The following is a 16,689-nucleotide window of genomic DNA, read 5'->3' on the forward strand; positions in this document are numbered from 1 at the left end:
ACCACCGGCCGGCCCACGAGCGGAGCAGCCGGCGACCTCAGCCGAGCTGGGCGCCGTCGGCCTCCTGCGCCAGCGCGAGCCGCGCCGCGCGCCCGATGACGGCGCTGTAGGTGGGGTAGGCGAAGCGCACCTGCGCCAGCGAGGCCAGCTCGACGCCGGCGGCCATCGCCGTCGTCACCGCCTGGATGACCTCGACGGCGTTCTCGCCGACGGCGTGCGCCCCGATGACGCTGGTGCGCGAGGAGTCGACGACCAGCTTCAGGAAGCCGCTGGTGCGGTCGTCGATGACGGCCCGGTCGAGGTCGGCGTACGACACCGAGGCCACCCGGCAGCCGGGCGCGCGGTCGCGGGCCTGCTCCTCGGTGAGGCCGACGCCGGCGTAGTCGGGGTCGGTGAAGCCGCCCGCGGGCAGCAGCTGGTGGGTGCGGCGGGCGCTGGCGCCGAGGACGGCGACGGCGGCCGCGGCCTCGCCCTCGAACTGCGCGGCCTGGACGAGCATGTCGCGGCCGATGGCGTCTCCGACGGCGAGGACGTGCGGCACCGAGGTGCGCAGGTGCTCGTCGGTGACGACGGCGCCGCGCTCGGTCTCCACGCCCGCGGCCTCCAGGCCGAGGTCGTCGAGGTTCGCGGGCCACCCGGTGGCCATGACGACGACGTCGAACTCGTCGCTGGCGGCCCCGCCGCCCTCCGCCTCGGAGGCGGTCCAGTGCAGCGCGACCGCTCCGGAGGCCGCGCGCTCCAGGCGCTCCACCCCGCCGATGCCGGTGAGCACCCGCACGCCCTGGCGCGAGAACGCCTCGGCGAGGTGCGCGGCGACGTCGTGGTCGGAGCCGGGCAGCAGCCGGGGCGCGAGGTCGAGCAGGGTCACCTCGGAGCCGAAGGCGTTGAAGATCGTGGTCAGCTGGGCGCCGGTGTTGCCGGCGCCGATGACGGCCACGCGCCGGGGCAGCTCCTCCAGGTGCAGCACCTGCTCGGGCACCGTGGCGAGCTCGGCGCCGGGCACGGGCAGGCGCCGCGAGCGCCCGCCCACGGCGATGACGGTCGAGCGCGCGTGCAGCCGGCGGCCGCTGTCGAGCACCAGCTCGGTGGGCGAGGCGAAGCGGGCGCGGCCGTCGGCGTCGTAGAGGTCGACGCCGACCTCGGCGAAGCTGGCGGCCTCGTGCTTGACGGCGCGGACGGCGTCGACGCGGGCGTGGACGCGTGCCACGACGCGCTGCCAGTCGACGCGGACCCCCTCGACCTCGATGCCGTGGGCGCCGGCGCCGCGGGCGTCGCGGACCAGGCGGGCGGCCTTCGCGAGCACCCGGGTGGGCACGCAGCCGGTGTTCACGCAGGTGCCGCCGAGGTGCCTGCCCTCCACGACGGCGACCGACGCCCCCAGCGCGCGGGCGCGCAGCGCGGCGGCGGTGCCGGCGGGGCCGGCGCCGATGACCACCACGTCGTAGGAGGGGGTCTCGGTGCCGGTGCTGACGGCCTGCTCGCTCACCCCGTCGACGCTGCCACAGGGAGATCGGGCCCGCAGCGCGGCGACGGGACGGCGGGGGCGGCCGGGACGCCGAGCACGGCGTCGAGCTCAGCGGCGGGGACGGCGCGCGACCACAGCCAGCCCTGCGCGTAGTCCGCGCCGGCCGCGCGGACGGCGGCCTCGTGGGCGGGGGTCTCCACGCCCTCGGCGAGCACGGTCATGCCGAAGGCGTGCCCTGCCGTGACGACGAGGGCGAGGAGCGCGGCGGTCCCGGGGTCGGTGGCCACCACGAGCGAGCGGTCGATCTTGAGGACGTCGCAGGGCAGGTGCCGCAGCTGGCCGACGGAGGTGTAACCGGTGCCGAAGTCGTCGATCGCGACGCGCAGGCCCGCCTCGCGCAGCCGGCGGAGGGCCTCCAGCGCGGCCGGGTCGTTCAGCACCTGGGTCTCGGTGATCTCGAGGACCACGCTCCCCGGGTCGGTGCCGTGCTCGGCGAGCGCGGCGAGCACGTCGTCCAGGAACGAGGGCTGCGCGAGGTGGCGCGGGGCGATGTTGACGCCCACACCGGGCGCGCGGCCACCGGGAGCCGAGCGGGCCCAGGCGGCCTGCTGGCGCAGGGCCTCGCGGAGCACCCACCGCCCGAGCTCGCAGACGAGGTCGGAGCGCTCGGCCACCGGGACGAACGCCTCGGGGCCCACCAGCCCACCCCCGGGCCGCTGCCAGCGCACGAGCGCCTCCACGCCGTCGACGCGGCCGTCCCCGGCGAGGTCCACCACGGGCTGGAAGTGGAGCACCAGCTGGTCCTCGTCGAGGGCGGTGCGGAGCTCGGCCTCGACCGCCGCCCGCTCGGCGGCCTCGGACCGCAGCGCGTCGTCGAAGAGCACGGCCCGGTCGCGCCCGAGGGACTTGGCGCGGTAGGCGGCCTCGTCGGCCTCGCGCAGGAGCACACCGGCCGCGGCGTCGCCGTCGACGTCCTCGGCGCTGCCCAGCACGGCGCCGATGCTGGCGCTGACGGCCACCTCCGCGCCCGCGGCGAGGAGCGGACGGCGCAGCGCGGTGAGCACCCGCTCAGCGGTGACGAGCACGTCGGCGGCGTCGTGCACCCCGGTGAGCACCACCACGAGCTCGTCACCGCCCACGCGGCCGACGAGGTCGCCCTCGCGCACGCAGGTCAGCATCCGGTCGGCGGTGGTCCGCAGCACGGCGTCGCCGGCGGCGTGGCCGTGGGTGTCGTTGACGGCCTTGAAGCCGTCGAGGTCGCAGAACAGCACCCCGACCGGGCCGCCGCGGGCCAGCGCCGCCGCGAGGTGGGCGCGGGTGCGCGCCCGGTCGGCGAGACCCGTCAGCACGTCGTGGGTGGCCCGGTGCTCGAGGTGGCGGTGCGCGTCCTGGAGGTCGCGGGTGGAGGTCCGCAGCGCGGTGAGCGCCACCGCCAGCCGGCTCACCACGAGCAGGCAGACCAGCACGCCGCCGGCGGCGACGGCACCCGCGAGCCACCCGGAACCGCCTCCGGGGCGGGTCACGACCGTCCACAGCAGCGCGGTGGGGAGGCAGGCGGCGACGGCGAGCAGCACCAGGCGGCGGCGCGAGAGGTGGTGTCGCGGCGCCGGCGGGGCACCGTCCTGCCCTCCGCCCCGCGCGCTCGCGGCCGCTGCGGCCCACGCGTGGTTGCACAGCAGCACGCCGCTGCCGAGCACCCACTGGAACGGCGGCGAGGCGCCCACGAGGAGCCACGACGCGTCGCAGACGAGCACGACCACGAACCCGCACGTGGCCACGACCTGCGCGGTGGTGCGGCGCGCCGAGACGGCGAGCACGTGCACCGCCAGCGCCACGAGCGCGACGTCACCGGCGAGGTAGGCGACGCCGACCAGCTGCCCGGGGCGGTCCACCTCGGACCCCGCGGCTGAGAAGGCCGGGCCGACGGCCCAGACCAGGCCCAGCAGGGCCAGGGAGGCCGAGACGACACCGCCCTCCAGGACCGCGGCGCGCCCCCGCCCCGCGGTCTCCCGTCCCGCCAGGAGCAGGAGCCCTGCGACCAGCGGGAGGTAGCCGAGCAGGTACGGGACCGCGGCGGGCGTGGAGGGGTCGGCCGCCGTCCCCTGGACCGCGGTGACGCCGTCGCCGACGAACCACAGGGCGAAGCCGGCGGTGGTGCACCACCAGCCGGTCGCGGCGCCGCGCTCGTCACGCGGACCGCGGACAAGCCTGCGGGCGCAGCTGGCCATCACGACCAGACCCGTCGCGCACAGGCCGAAGTAGAGGACGGCGGGGAGCGGACCCGTGGCCACGACGAAGGCGGGCACGACGGCGCACCCGCTCAGCAGCAGCGCCCAGCTCCACCTCATCACCCCCGTTGCTTCGTCCGGGCAACGGGACTGCTTGACGTGCCGGGGCCTGCACCGCCCGTACGGGTGACGGTGCTGTCAGCAGGGCGTGAGGGCCGCCGCCGCGTCGCTGACCACGCCCGGGCCGCCGAGGACGACGACGCGCGTCGCCCCCAGCCGCTGGATCTCGCGCAGCGAGGGGGCCGGCACGCAGTCCCTCTGGGTCAGCACCAGCGGGGAGCCGCTGGGGCCGGAGACGGCGGCGCCGGCGAGCCCGTCGGGGAAGCTGGTGCCGCTGGCGAGCAGCACGGTGCGGCCCTGGCCGTCGCCGGAGAGCGTGCCGGCGGCGTTCACCGCGGCGCTGGCGCCCGCGGCGGTCTCGTAGCGGTCGGCGCCGTAGGAGCGCTCCACCGGCACGCCGGGCAGCAGCGTCTTGAGGCTGCCCACGACCGAGTCGGAGACCACGCCCGGCCCGCCGAGCACCACGACGCGGCTGGGCGCGAGGGCCGGCAGCTGCGTGGCGAGCGACTCCGGCACGCGCTGCGGGTCGGTGAGCACGAGCGAGCCGCCCACGGCGCCCGCGGCGGCCCCGCCGCCGAGCGCGTCGGCGAAGCCGGCGCCGGAGGCGACGTAGAGCGGCTTGCCCGGGTCGGCCAGCACGCTGGCGGCGTAGGCGGCGGTGTCGTACCGGTCGGTGCCGTCGAAGCGGGTGACCGCGTCGGCGTGGGCCGACAGCTCGGTGGCGACGGCGGCGCTGACGCTCTTCGTGCCGCCGAGCACGTACAGGGCCTGGGGCTTGAGGCGGTCGAGCTCGTCGACCACGGTCTTCGGCAGCGGCCCCTCGGAGGGCACCAGCAGCAGCGGCGCGGAGAAGTGCGCGGCGAGCGCGCTGGCGGCGAGGGCGTCGGGCCAGCTGGAGGCGGAGGCGACGAACACGGCGTACGAGCCGGTGTCACCGGGGTTCGCGGCGCGGCTGACGGCCACGGCGGTGCCGATGCGGTCGTCGCCGTAGAGGCGCTGCACCTGCGGCTGGCCCGTCGACGGGACGGACGCGGGGTCAGCGGCCGCGGCGGGCCCTGCTGCTGCCGCACCGCCGACACCGGCGAGCGCCGCGGTGGCGAGTGCGAGGACGGCGAGCGCAGCAGCCCTCGGTCGGGTGTGGCGCACGGCAGGTCCCCTCGGAACACCTCGACAGCGGTGGAGTCTGCTCGACCGTGGCACACACCGGGCCCGTTCCTGCGGCGCCACGCCGCGGAGAGGCGGAGATCCCGGACGGAGGAGTGTCTCAAAGACGAGGACACCGGTGCCGATACAGTGGCTGTTCTGTCTCATTGTTAAGGACATAGCGCCATGGCCGTCTTCCAGACCCCCGACCTCGACCTCGACGACCACGCCGTCATCGAGGAGGTGCATGCCGTCCGTCTGGCGATGGCCGCGTCCCTGCGGGCTCCCCGCCGGTGGACGGGCGGGTTGCGACGCACGACCCAGGCCCGGGCCATCCAGGGCTCGAACAGCATCGAGGGCTACTCCATCACCGACCAGGACGCCGTCGCCGCCGTCGACGACGACCAGCCGCTCACCGCGGACCAGCGCACGTGGGCGGAGATCCTCGGGTACCGCCGGGTCCTGACCTACGTCCTCGGCATGGCCCCGAGCGACGGCTTCCGCGTGGACGCGATGACCCTCCGCTCCATGCACTTCATGCTCCTCGAGCACGACCTGCCGAAGGGGCCCGGGCAGTTCCGACCCGGAGCCGTCTACGTCCACGACGACTCCGCCGGCCGGACCGTCTACGAAGGGCCACCGAGCGATCTCGTCCCGGGGCTGGTCGACGAGCTCGTCGAGGACCTCGACCGCGACCGGCAGCAGGACCCGCTGGTGCGCGGGGCGATGGCCCACCTGAACCTGGTGATGGTCCACCCCTTCAAGGACGGCAACGGCCGGATGGCGCGAGCGCTCCAGACGCTCGTCCTCGCCCAGGACCGGGTGCTCGAGCCGACGTTCTCGAGCATCGAGGAGTGGCTCGGCAGCAACACCGCTGACTACTACCGCGTGCTCGCGGTGACGGGACGGGGCGCCTGGAACCCCGGGAACGACGCTCACCTCTGGCTGAAGTTCAACCTCCGGGCCCACCACATGCAGGCCCACACCCTGCGGAGCCGGATCGCCGAGGCGGAGCAGCTGTGGGAGCGCCTCGACGCCCTCGTCGCCCAGCACCACCTCCCCGAGCGCGTCGCGGACGCCCTCTTCGACGCCGCACGCGGCCTGCGCGTGCAACGACCCACCTACGTGAAGCGGCTGGAGCTCGAGGAGCGGACCGCGACCCGAGACCTCGCCCGGCTGGTCGACGCGGGCCTCCTCACCGCTCGCGGCCAGACCAGGGGGAGGTACTACCTGGCGGGAGAGGGACTCACCGCCGCCTACAACGAGGTCCGCTCGGGGAGGCGCACCCTGGAGGACCCCTACCCCGGGCTGATCGCCCAGCTGCGCGCGCAGGACTGACGCGGAGGCGACCCCGACGTCGAAAGCCCCACGGAGCTCTGGCGCCAGCGCTAGCGTCACCGGGTGACCACCCCTGCCGTCCCGGCGCCGCTCGTGCGCCAGGACGGCAGGGTGCGCGTCGCCGTCGTCGTCCCGTGCTTCGACGAGGCGCTGACGGTCGGCGGGGTCGTCGACGGCGTGCGGGCGGCGCTGCCCGGTGCGCAGGTGCACGTGGTCGACAACGCCAGCTCCGACGCGACCGCCGCCGTGGCGACCGCGCACGGCGCGGTGGTGCACCGCGAGCCGCGGCCCGGCAAGGGCCACGCGGTGCGGCGGGCGTTCGAGGACGTCGACGCCGACGTGTACGTGCTCATCGACGGCGACGGCACCTACGACGCCGCGGCCGCCGGCGCCCTGGTCGACCTGCTGCTGGCCGGCGGCCACGACGTGGTGGTCGGCACGCGGCGCCCCGCCAGCGCCACGGCGCACCGGCCCGGCCACGCCGCGGGCAACCGCGCGCTGAACGGCCTGGTCAACGGCCTGTTCGGCACCGGCTACACCGACATGCTCAGCGGGTACCGGGTGATGTCGCGGGCGTTCGTCGCCTCGTTCCCCGCGCGCAGCGCCGGGTTCGAGGTGGAGACGGAGATGGCGGTGCACGCCGCGGTGGGCGGCTTCTCCAGCGTCGAGGTGCCGCTGGGCTTCACCGACCGCCCGGCGGGCTCGGTGAGCAAGCTGCGCACGGTGCGCGACGGGCTGCGGATCGCCGCCTGCGCCGTGCGCCTGCGCGGCTCCCGGCGCGCGGGGACCAGCGCCCCCGGCCGCTCCCCCGTCCGGTGAGCCCGGGCGGGCACGGCCGCCGCGCCCAGCGCACCCCGCACCCGTCCGCCGCGGGCCCGGTGGTCGCCTTCTGGTGCCGGTGGGCCCTGGCGCTGGCCGCGGTGCAGCTGCTGCTCCTCGGCGGGCTGGTGGCGGCCCAGGCGGTGCCGAACCCGCCGGTGGTGGCGGCGCTGGCCGCCGCGGTGGCCGACGGCGGCTACGGACCCGACTACCGCTCGGACCGCGTCGGCGGCCGCGCCGACGGGTTCACCGAGTGCGTGGTGCTCGGCTACGGCGTGAGCTCCGCCGACGACACGCGCTCGCTGTGGTTCCGCGCCACCGGGGGCCCGCGGCTGGAGTCGTGCCAGGAGGGCGCGGTGCAGGTCAGGGCCCTGGCCGCCGGGGCCTCCGTCGTCCCGCCGGCCACCTACTTCCGGTACTGGAACGGCTACTCGGTCATCACCCGGCCGGTGCTGGCGACCCTCGGCGTCCCCGGGCTGAGGCTGGTCAGCGGCCTCCTCCTGGCGCTCGGCGGCCTGGCGCTGTGGCAGGCGGCGCGCCGCCGGCTGGGCGCGCCGGCCGCGCTGGCGCTGGTGGTCCCGGTGGCTGGGGCGACCAACGCGCTGACGACGCCGGCGCTGGCCTTCACGCACGCGCTGTCGCTGGCGGCGGTCGCCGCCGGGGTGGCCCTGACCGCGGTCGCCACGGGGCACCGGCACCTCGCCGGGTGGCGCGGGGCCGCCCTCGGGGCGGGAGCCGCCGGGGCGCTGTTCGCCTACGTCGACCTGCTGACCACCCCGGCGATGTCGTGGGCGCTGTGCACCGCGGTCGCCGGGGCGGTGGCCTGGCGCTCGACCCACGGCCGGCACCCGGCGGCGGCGTCAGCGGCGCGGCGGTCGCTGGTGCGCGCGCTCCTGGCCGCAGGCGCCGCCTGGCCGGTCGCCTTCGGCGGCACCTGGGTGTGCCGCTGGGTGGTCGCCGCGGCGGTCCAGGGCCCGGGCGTCCTCACCGCCGTCGCCGACAAGTCCGCCGAGCGCCTCGACGGCGCGGGCGCCGCGGTCGACCCCGCGTTCGGGGCTCCCACCAGCGCGAACGTCACGTACTGGTGGAGCACCACCGCCACGGCGCTGCCCCTGCTGGTGGTCGCGGCGGTCGCCGTCGTCGTCGCCCTGGTGCTGGCGGTGCGCCGGGGAGGTGCGCCGCGGCTGGTGGTGGCCGCCCTGCTGGCGGCACCGGCCCTGCTGGTGCCCGCCTGGTACGAGGTGCTGAGCAACCACTCCCAGGTGCACGCCTTCTTCACCTACCGGAGCGTGCCCGCGGCGGTCGGCGTGGTGGTGGCGGCGTGCGCGGTCGCCTGCTCGGCGGGTGCCGGGGAGCGGGGGTGACGCTGCGCCTTCGCTGCGTGCGTGGCGGCGTCGGCGCGGACGCGGTCGGCGACGGCGTGCACCTGGTCGGTCCCGGCCGGGTCGCAGCGCGCCGAGCCGGTGCCGGACCCCGGAGCGGACGGACGGGTGGCGCTGCCGGCGCTGACCCTGGACCGCCACGACGAGGTCAGGACCGTGCTGGGGCACCACGCGGGCGACGAGCTCATCGTGGAGGTGGCACGGCGTCTGACCGGCCACCGCCGCGCCCGTCACCCCGCGCCCGCGGCCGCCGCTCCGCTGCGGGTGACGCCCTTCGCTGCAGCTGACGCCCCTTCGCCGGGCTCGACGGGGCGCCAGCTGCGCGGAAGGGGCGTCAGCTGCACCGGGTGACCTCAGGGGGTGTGGTCGACCGCCAGCTGCGGCGTCGGGCGGCGGAACCCCCGGGTCAGCACCGCGAGGTACACGACGCCGACCAGCGCCCACACGGCACCGACCTGGAACGTCAGTGCGGTCAGGTTGGTCCACAGCCACAGCGTGAGCACGAAGCCGACGGCCGGGACCACCGCGTAGAGCAACAGGTCGCGCGGAGAGCGCCGCCCGCCGTCGACCACGTAGCCCTTGATGACCGTCAGGTTCACCAGCGAGAACGCCGCGAGCGCACCGAAGCTGATGATCGAGGCCAGGGTGGCCAGGTCGACGGCGAGGGCCACCAGCGACAGCGCGGCCACCACCAGGGTGGCCCCGACGGGCGTGAGGTACCGCGCGCTGAGGCTGCCGAAGAGGCGCCGCGGCAGCACGCCGTCGCGGCCCATGGCGAACAGGATGCGCGCCACGGAGACCTGGCTGGCCGTCGCGGAGGCCACGCAGCCGGCGACGTACGCGGCGAGGAAGGCGGAGGCGAGCAGCTGCCCCCCGGCCTCGGTCATGACCTGCAGCCCGGCGGAGTCCTGGTCGACGATCGAGCGCCAGTCGGGCAGCGCGGTCTGCGACGCCCACGACAGCACGATGAAGATGACCCCGCCGAGCGCCGTCGTCAGGACGATCGCGAGCGGCACGGTGCGGCGCGGCTCGCGGGCCTCCTCCGACAGCGTCGAGATGGCGTCGAACCCGAGGAACGACAGGGCCAGCACCGCGGCGCCGGAGAACACCGTGCCCCACTGCAGCTCGTCGGAGACGAACGGCGCGGTCAGCGACGGGGCGTCCGCCCCGCCGACCTGCGCGACCACGACGGCCACGAACACGACGGCGAACACCAGCTGCACGCCGACCAGCACGACGTTGGCCTTGTCGACCACGGTGATGCCGACGACGGTCAGCGTCGTCACCAGGGCGATCGCGACGACCACCACGAGCCAGGCCGGCACCGCGGGGAACTGCGCGTTGATGTACAGCCCGATGACGAGGTAGTTGATCATCGGCAGGAGCAGGTAGTCGAGCATGAGCACCCAGCCGGTGAGGAAGCCGGCCCTCGCGCCGAACGTGCGCTGCACGAACGTGTACGCCGAGCCCGCCGAGGGGTGCGCCTTCACGTTGAGGGCGTAGCTGACGGCCGTGAACGCCATGACGACCGTGGTCACCACGTAGGCGGTGGCCAGGTGGCCGCTCGTCTCGGTGGTCACCAGGCCGTAGGTGGTGAAGACGGTCAGCGGCACCAGGTAGGCGAGGCCGAAGAGCACCAGCGACGGGGTGCCGAGCACCCGTCGGAGCTTCCCGTCGACCACCAGGCCGCGCTGCCCGTCGCGCTCGACGGTGCTCATCGGGTGGCTCCCGCGGTGGCCCCTGCACCGGCGAGGCCGGCGGCCTCGGCGGCGGCGCGGACGGCGTCGGCCTGGTGCGGGCGCAGCGCCTGGTCGGGCAGGTCCTCGTACTCGTCGGCGAGGAAGTCGGTGACCGCGGTGCGCTCCCCCGACATCTCCTCCAGCACGGCGACGCCGCACAGCGGGGCGTAGACGGGGCTGTAGCCGCCCTCGTGGGTCATCACCACGCGGCCGTCGCAGAGACCCTCCGCGGCGTCGAGCACCGCGCGGGCCATCCGCCGGAAGCCGGTGGTGGTGACCACCATGCCGCCGAGCGGGTCGAGGGCGCCGGCGTCGAACCCGGAGGTGACGACGACGAGGTCGGGGCGGTGGCGCTCCAGCGCCGGCAGCACCACCTGCTCGACGGCGTGCAGGTAGCCGTCGTTGCCGGTGCCAGCGGGCAGGGGCACGTTGATCGCGGTCCCCTCCCCCGCGCCGCGGCCGCGGTCGACCAGGCGGCCGGTGCCCTTGGGGTAGAGCTGGTCCTGGTGGACCGAGATGGTGAGCACGTCCGGGTCCTCGGCGAAGACCTCCTCGGTGCCGTTGCCGTGGTGGACGTCCCAGTCGACGACGGCCACCCGCTCCACCCCGTGGTGGCGGCGCACGTGCTGGATCGCGATCGCGGCGTTGGCGAAGACGCAGAAGCCCATGCCGGTCTCGGGTCGGGCGTGGTGCCCCGGCGGGCGGACCAGCGCGTAGGCGTTGGTGACCCTGCCGGTGACCACGGCCTTCGCCGCCTGGACGGCGCCCCCCGCGGCGAGCAGGGCGATGTCGAGCCCACCGGGCCCGAACGGCGAGGTGCCGTCACCGGCGTCACCGCCGCGCAGCGCGGCGCTGCCGGTCCGGATGCGCTCGAGGTGCTCCGGGGTGTGGACGGCGAGGACGTCGTCGTCGGTGGCGGCCACCGCGCGAATGCGGTCCAGCTTCGCTCCCAGGCCGCTGACCTCGACCAGCGACGCGAAGCGCGTCTTGGACTCCGCCGACTCCACGTGGTGGTGGGCTGCACGAGCCCTCCAGGGGGCACGAACGCGGCGTGCGTGCCGGTGTCGTGCCAGCCGTACAGCTCTTCCCAGACGAACCCCGTGCGCACGCGCGCCTCCTGCTGGCCCCGGACCGGTGGTCATCGCCCGTCACCCTTGACGAGCGATCCGGACCCTAGGGGCGCCGCCCCACCCCGACAACCCCCCTCCCCCACCGTGATCATGGGCCTCCGGAGCACTTCCCGCCGTGATCATGGGCGATGGGAGCAGCTCCGGGATGCCGCGACGGGATGACCTTGGCGTTCCTTCCCGGTGTGAGCGCTCACAGTGGAAAGGAACGCCAAGGTCAACAGTGCAGGAAGGCACGCGAGGGCCGAGGCGGACGATCCACCTCGGCCCTCGCTCTGCTCACGCCGTCAGAGGCGCGTCCCGGTGCAGGTGGTGCGGCACTGCGTCGACCAGACGTAGCCCACCCCGCTGAGCTTGGCCGACTTCGTCAGCCGCTCGCCGTTCGGGCCGGTCCGGGTGGTCGGCGCCGGGGAGGCCCCGCCCCCGGGGGTCGAGCTGCCGGGGCTGCTGCTCGGGTTCGACCCACCGCCACCACCACCGGGAGTCGAGCTCCCGGGGTTCGAGCTCCCGGGGTTCGAGCCACCGCCACCGCCGCCCGCACCGGGGTCGGACCCGCCACCGGATCCCGAGTCGCTGTCGCGGTAGGTGATCGCTCCGGGCAGCGTCGACTCACGACCGGGGGCGAACACGACGACGTCGTACGTCCCTGCCGAGCGCGCCGGCAGGACGAAGGTCAGCTCGTCGTCCTGGGCCGAGATGACCCGCGCAGCGGCGTTGCCCACGCGCACGGACACGCGGTAGGAGAAGCCCCGGCCGGACGCCCTGGCGGTCGTCCCACCGGCGGTCCCCACGACCGTCGGGGTCAGCGACGTGATGTCGAAGTCACCGGCGCCGTCGTAGCTCCGGGTGCCGCTGGGCGAGGGCGTCGACGGCGGCGCGGGCGAGCTGCCACCGCCACCACCGCCGCCGGGGGTGTTCGGCGTCGGCTCGGTCGAGGGCGCCTCCGGGCGGGTGGAGCTGGTCGGCTCCGGTGACGGCGCGCCACCGGGGTCCGACTCGCCGCCGCCCGACCCGTCGCGGTCCACGGGTGAGGTGGTGCCCCCGGGCTGGTCACCCGGCCCGGGGTCCGAGCCGCCACCGGGGCTGGAGCCACCACCCGGGGCGGACCCGCCACCGGAGCCGCCGCGGTCGCCCGGGGTGGTGCTCCCGGGCTGTTCACCCGCTCCGGGGTCCGAGCCGCCGCCCGGGTTCGAACCCGCACCGGGCTGTTCACCCGCAGCGGGGTCCGAGCCGCCACCGGGGTCGGAGCCGCCACCAGGGGCGGACCCACCACCGGGGTCCGAGGCGCCCGGCTCCGACCCGCCACCGGGGTGCGAGGTCCCCGGCGTCGACCCGCCACCGGGGTTCGAGGCACCCGGGGTCTGCTCGGCCGCAGCACCGACCAGGAGCGGGGCCGCGAAAGGCCGGCCCACCGGCGTCCCGTCCTGCAGCAGCTGCGCCACGAGGGCGTAGGTGCCGTCACCGAGTGATAGCCCCGGTGCGAAGGTCCGGGTGCCGAAGTCGGCGAGGCTGCCGAGCGGGAAGGTCGCGAACCCGTCGTCGTCGGTCTCCACCGTCTGTCCGGCCAGGGTGACCGGTGCGTCGGCGACGGCCCACGGCTCGCCGTCCACCTGCATCGCGAGGCCGAGCGACAGCGCGTAGTCGCCGGCACCCGTCGTCGCGGTGACCGCCACCTGGGGTGCCACCTCGTCGGCGGTGCCGCTCATCCCCGAGAACGCGTACTGCGCGCCACTGGCGCTGGCGCCCAGGTTCGCGAGGTCGAGCCGCGCACCGGTGACGGACTTCCCGGCGAAGGCCGGCAGGCGCGTCGCGTCAGCCAGCAGCTGCTCCTTGACGTGCTGCGACGTCAGGTCGGGGCGGGCGGTCCGGTAGAGAGCGACGGCGGAGGCGACGATCGGGCTGGAGAACGAGGTGCCGTTGATCCAGTCGTAGCCGCCGGACCGGGTGACGGGCACCCAGCTGCCGGGGGCGAAGAGGTCGACCGAGCGGGCGCCCCACGCGGTGAAGGGCGACATCGTGTCGGCGGAGTTCGAGCTGCCGACGGTGATGAGGTTCGGGTCGTCGATGGACGCGGGCAGGGAGACGACCTGGTCGCGGTCGCGCGAGTCGTTGCCCGCCGCGGCGACCACGAGCACGCCCTTGCTGCCGGCGTACCGGATCGCGTCCGTCAGCATCTGCCGCGTGGGGGCGTGGTCGCCGTTGGTGCCCCACGAGGCGTTGATGACCGTGGCCCCGTGGTCAGCGGCGTAGTAGATGGCGCGGATGGCAGCGCTCATGTCGACCGAGCTCCCGTACCCGGCCACCAGGGGCATGATCGTCGCCCGCGGGGCCACGCCGGCGCTGCCGATCCCGTTCCCCTTGCGGGCTGCGGCGATGCCGCTCACCGCGACGCCGTGGGACCCGGTGTCGCCGTTCAGCAGGTCAGCTGAGCTCTTGTAGAAGTTCCAGCCGTGGCAGTCGCCGACGATGCCGTCGCGGTCGGTGTCTGCGGTGGCGCACGCCGGGTCGGGGTTCGTCCACAGCGCCCCCTGCATGTCGGGGTGGTCGACGTCGAAGCCCGAGTCGATGACGGCGATGACGGCGCCCTGGCCCTCGCTGGCGGCCCACCCGTCGGCGGCGTCGACGTCGGCTCCGCTCGCGATGGGCGGCTGGTAGCTGTTGCCGGTGTTCTCGAGGTGGTAGCCCCACTGCCGGGCCCAGGGGTCGTCGACCGCCAGCTCGCCGAAGAGCTCGCCCTGCAGCGACGGCTGGGCGTCGGCGACTCCCGGCAGCGCACGGGCCTGGGCGAGCGTCAGGTCTCCGGCGACCAGCACGAGGTCGACCACGCGCTGCGCGGAGACCACCCCGGGGGCTGCGGCGAGGTCTGCCAGCTGCTCGTCGGTAGCGGGCGCCCCGGACGCCGTCGTCGTCGCTCCGGCGGGGGGCAGCGAGGCCGAGGCGCTCGGCACCGCGGAGCTGACCGGGCGGGACGACGGTGAGGTGCTCGCCGGCAGGTCGAGGTGCACGCCGTTCTGACTGGCCCACTGGGCGAGGTCCACCGGGCTGAGCACCGCGGTGGAGGCCCCCGGAGTGACGGCGACGCCGCCGAGGTCGGTGACGTAGTACGCCGTGCCCGCGATCTGGACGATCCTGCCGCCCGGGCCGAGGGCTTCGGCCCCCGCCGGGGGCTGCGGCGTCGCCGGCGCGGTCAACGCCCCCGACAGCGCCCCGGTGAGCGGGACGACGGCGGAGGCGAGGGCCGCGTCAGCGAGCAGCGAGGCGTCAGCGCCCGGCTCCATGGTCAGCAGGTAGCGGTCGAGGCCGTCACCGGCGGGGCCCCAGTCCGTCAGTAGCGGACCGGGCCCGGACGTCAGGGCCAGCGCGGCACCGCCGCACCCGCCGACGGCCAGGGCGCCGGAGAGCACCGAGGCGACGATCTTCCCGCGGCGCGACAGGGGGATCCTCTTCACGCCACGGCTGTCGGCACCTCGAGACCGGCGCTGAGCAGCCCCGGCCGGCGTTCACCCGCGCGGCGGCCCAGCTGCACCCGGCTGCGGCGAGGACGGCTCAGGGCGAGGACGTCGGGGCTGCCGAGGACGACGGGGACGGAGGCGGACCGAACGAGACGCGGAAGTGCTGCCGCACGTGGAAGAGCCGGGCCTGCCCCTCGCGGTCGATCGTGTCCTGGACCTGCGACCAGACCTCGAACTCGTCGTCGGGGTGGGGCAGGACGACGTACAGCACGCTCGTGGGACCGCCCGGCTGGCCGCCCGCCGCCGGTGCGGCGCCGGCCGCAGGGGTGGCCCCCAGCACCAGGAGGGTCAGCAGGAGCCCGAGCGCTGCGGCTCGGAGGCTGCGGACGGGCACGGCGGAACTCCTGCTCGGTCACCGAGGGAGGGGGGGATCAACACCGTGGCAGAGCGGCAGCCCGTGGCCGCTGGCGCCACGCCGCGCCGGCCGCTCCTCGACCTGATCCACCGATCGCCCACCTGGCCGCCGCTGCGTCCCTAGCCTCGGAGCATGGGTGGTCCTGCACTGGTTCCGGCAGGCGGCGAGCGCACCGGCGCCCCGTCCGCGCAGGGGGCCGCCGTCCCGCTGCCGAGGGCGGAGGCACCCGCCACGACCCCCGCGACGACGCGCCCGCCCCGCGTCGCCGCCGTCGACGCCGTGCGCGGCCTGCTGCTGGTCGTCAGCATCGTGACCAGCAGCCTGATCACCCCTCCGGAGTGGTTCGAGCACGCTCCCTGGCAGGGCGTGCACCCCCTCGACGTCGTCTTCCCCGCCTTCGTCGTGCTCACCGGGGTGGGGCTCGGCTTCGCGCACAAGAACGGGGTCCGGCTCCCGCGGCTGGCCCGTCGCGTCGTCGTCCTCGTCCTGGCCGGTCTCGCCTACAACGCCGTCCTCGCCTGGGCGCGCGACGGCGCGGTGGACCTCGGCGCACTGCGGTGGACGGGGGTCCTGCAGCTGTACGCGGCCCTGGTCCTGGTCGTGGCGGCGCTGCACCTGGTGGTCCGCGGGTGGGTCGCGTGGACAGCGGTCGCCCTCGGGCTCGCCGCTGCCCACACGTGGCTGCTCAGCCACTGGCAGGGGCTGTGCCCGGGAGGCGTCCTCACCCCGCAGTGCAACCCCTCGCTCGCCGTGGACGGGAGGCTCTTCCCGGCCGACCACCTGTACTGGCAGCTCCAGGCCGGTCACGACCCCGAGGGCCTGGTCGCCCTCCTCGGGGCCTGCGCCACCGCGGCAGCCGGGACGGCCGCCGCCCACGCGATCGCGGCCGGCAGGTCGTCAGGGGCGTCCAGGGCCACCGGGCGGCGCGCCGTCGCAGCCGCCGCGGCGCGCCCCGCAGCGGTGGCCCTCCGCCTGCTGGCGGTCTCGGCCGTGCTGGCCGTCGGTGCGGTGGCCGCCTCGCCCGCCGTCCCGGCCATGAAGCGGCTGTGGACGGCGCCCTTCGGGCTCTCGGTCGCGGCAGCGGTCGTCCTGGTCGTCGCCCTCGTGCACGCCGTCGTCGACGCGCCGTGGGTGGAGGCCCCCTCGCCGCGGAGCGGGCGGCCCACCCTGCCCGGTGCCGTCGTGCAGGCGTGCCGGAGGCCGTTCGTCGCGCTGGGGCGCAACAGCCTCCTGGTGTACTTCGGCAGCCACGTCGTCGTCGCGCTGCTCCTCCTGCGCCCCCTGAGGCCCGATCCGGCGGTCCAGCCGAGCTACGCCCAGTCGCTGGCCGAGGGGATGTCCTGGGCCGGGGGCCCGCAGGTCGGGTTCAGCGCCGCGCTGCTGGCCTCGTGGTGGGTGGTGGCGCTGGCGCTGCACCGGCGCGGCTGGTACCTCCGCGCCTGAGGTCAGCGACGTCCGAGC

General features: G+C 75.9%; 12 protein-coding genes. 5 read left to right on the forward strand and 7 right to left on the reverse strand.

Features of this window, described 5'->3' with window-relative positions; all coding sequences use genetic code 11:
* Positions 1-37 precede the first annotated feature (37 nt).
* The 3 genes from F1641_RS06965 to F1641_RS06975 all read right to left on the reverse strand — a co-directional run bounded on the left by F1641_RS06965 (position 38) and on the right by F1641_RS06975 (position 4,959).
* The gene (locus F1641_RS06965; RefSeq protein ID WP_194903949.1) at positions 38-1,486 is read right to left on the reverse strand and encodes an NAD(P)/FAD-dependent oxidoreductase; all 1,449 of its coding nucleotides are present in this window, start codon (positions 1,484-1,486) and stop codon (positions 38-40) included.
* Positions 1,483-3,813: a bifunctional diguanylate cyclase/phosphodiesterase gene (locus F1641_RS06970; protein ID WP_194903951.1), complete on the reverse strand. Its 2,331-nt coding sequence runs from the start codon at positions 3,811-3,813 to the stop codon at positions 1,483-1,485. Before F1641_RS06970 ends, F1641_RS06965 begins: the two co-directional genes overlap by 4 nt.
* A gap of 78 nt (positions 3,814-3,891) precedes the next feature.
* Entirely contained in the window at positions 3,892-4,959 is a 1,068-nt protein-coding gene (locus F1641_RS06975) for a cell wall-binding repeat-containing protein (RefSeq protein ID WP_194903953.1), read from the reverse strand.
* A 183-nt stretch (positions 4,960-5,142) separates the two neighbouring features.
* Here F1641_RS06975 and F1641_RS06980 point away from each other — a divergent pair, with 183 nt between their 5' ends.
* The 4 genes from F1641_RS06980 to F1641_RS06995 all read left to right on the forward strand — a co-directional run bounded on the left by F1641_RS06980 (position 5,143) and on the right by F1641_RS06995 (position 8,846).
* Positions 5,143-6,294: a Fic family protein gene (locus F1641_RS06980; RefSeq protein ID WP_194903954.1), complete on the forward strand. Its 1,152-nt coding sequence runs from the start codon at positions 5,143-5,145 to the stop codon at positions 6,292-6,294.
* A 63-nt stretch (positions 6,295-6,357) separates the two neighbouring features.
* Positions 6,358-7,113, forward strand: coding sequence for a glycosyltransferase (locus tag F1641_RS06985; protein WP_194903956.1), 756 nt, complete (start codon positions 6,358-6,360; stop codon positions 7,111-7,113).
* Positions 7,110-8,477: a hypothetical protein gene (locus tag F1641_RS06990; RefSeq protein ID WP_194903958.1), complete on the forward strand. Its 1,368-nt coding sequence runs from the start codon at positions 7,110-7,112 to the stop codon at positions 8,475-8,477. Before F1641_RS06985 ends, F1641_RS06990 begins: the two co-directional genes overlap by 4 nt.
* Before the next feature lie 21 nt (positions 8,478-8,498).
* Entirely contained in the window at positions 8,499-8,846 is a 348-nt protein-coding gene (locus F1641_RS06995; protein ID WP_194903959.1) for a GGDEF domain-containing protein, read from the forward strand.
* Positions 8,847-8,848: 2 nt separating this feature from the next.
* On the opposite strand, the gene F1641_RS07000 is transcribed toward F1641_RS06995, so the two are convergent.
* The 4 genes from F1641_RS07000 to F1641_RS07015 all read right to left on the reverse strand — a co-directional run bounded on the left by F1641_RS07000 (position 8,849) and on the right by F1641_RS07015 (position 15,207).
* Complete coding sequence (locus F1641_RS07000; protein ID WP_194903961.1) at positions 8,849-10,213, reverse strand: APC family permease; 1,365 nt, start codon at positions 10,211-10,213, stop codon at positions 8,849-8,851.
* Complete coding sequence (locus F1641_RS07005; protein ID WP_206690718.1) at positions 10,210-11,241, reverse strand: class II histone deacetylase; 1,032 nt, start codon at positions 11,239-11,241, stop codon at positions 10,210-10,212. The genes F1641_RS07000 and F1641_RS07005 overlap by 4 nt, the downstream gene beginning before the upstream one ends.
* A gap of 407 nt (positions 11,242-11,648) precedes the next feature.
* Positions 11,649-14,810 (reverse strand): S8 family serine peptidase, encoded by a 3,162-nt coding sequence (locus F1641_RS07010; RefSeq protein ID WP_194903963.1) that lies wholly within the window; start codon positions 14,808-14,810, stop codon positions 11,649-11,651.
* Between the two features lie 97 nt (positions 14,811-14,907).
* Positions 14,908-15,207 carry a hypothetical protein gene (locus F1641_RS07015; RefSeq protein WP_194903964.1) on the reverse strand — a complete coding sequence of 100 codons (300 nt, stop codon included), beginning with the start codon at positions 15,205-15,207 and terminating at the stop codon, positions 14,908-14,910.
* Between the two features lie 153 nt (positions 15,208-15,360).
* Here F1641_RS07015 and F1641_RS07020 point away from each other — a divergent pair, with 153 nt between their 5' ends.
* Entirely contained in the window at positions 15,361-16,671 is a 1,311-nt protein-coding gene (locus F1641_RS07020) for a heparan-alpha-glucosaminide N-acetyltransferase domain-containing protein (protein ID WP_194903966.1), read from the forward strand.
* Positions 16,672-16,689 lie beyond the last annotated feature (18 nt).

Source organism: Quadrisphaera sp. INWT6, from assembly GCF_015390235.1.
Taxonomy (GTDB): domain Bacteria; phylum Actinomycetota; class Actinomycetes; order Actinomycetales; family Quadrisphaeraceae; genus Quadrisphaera.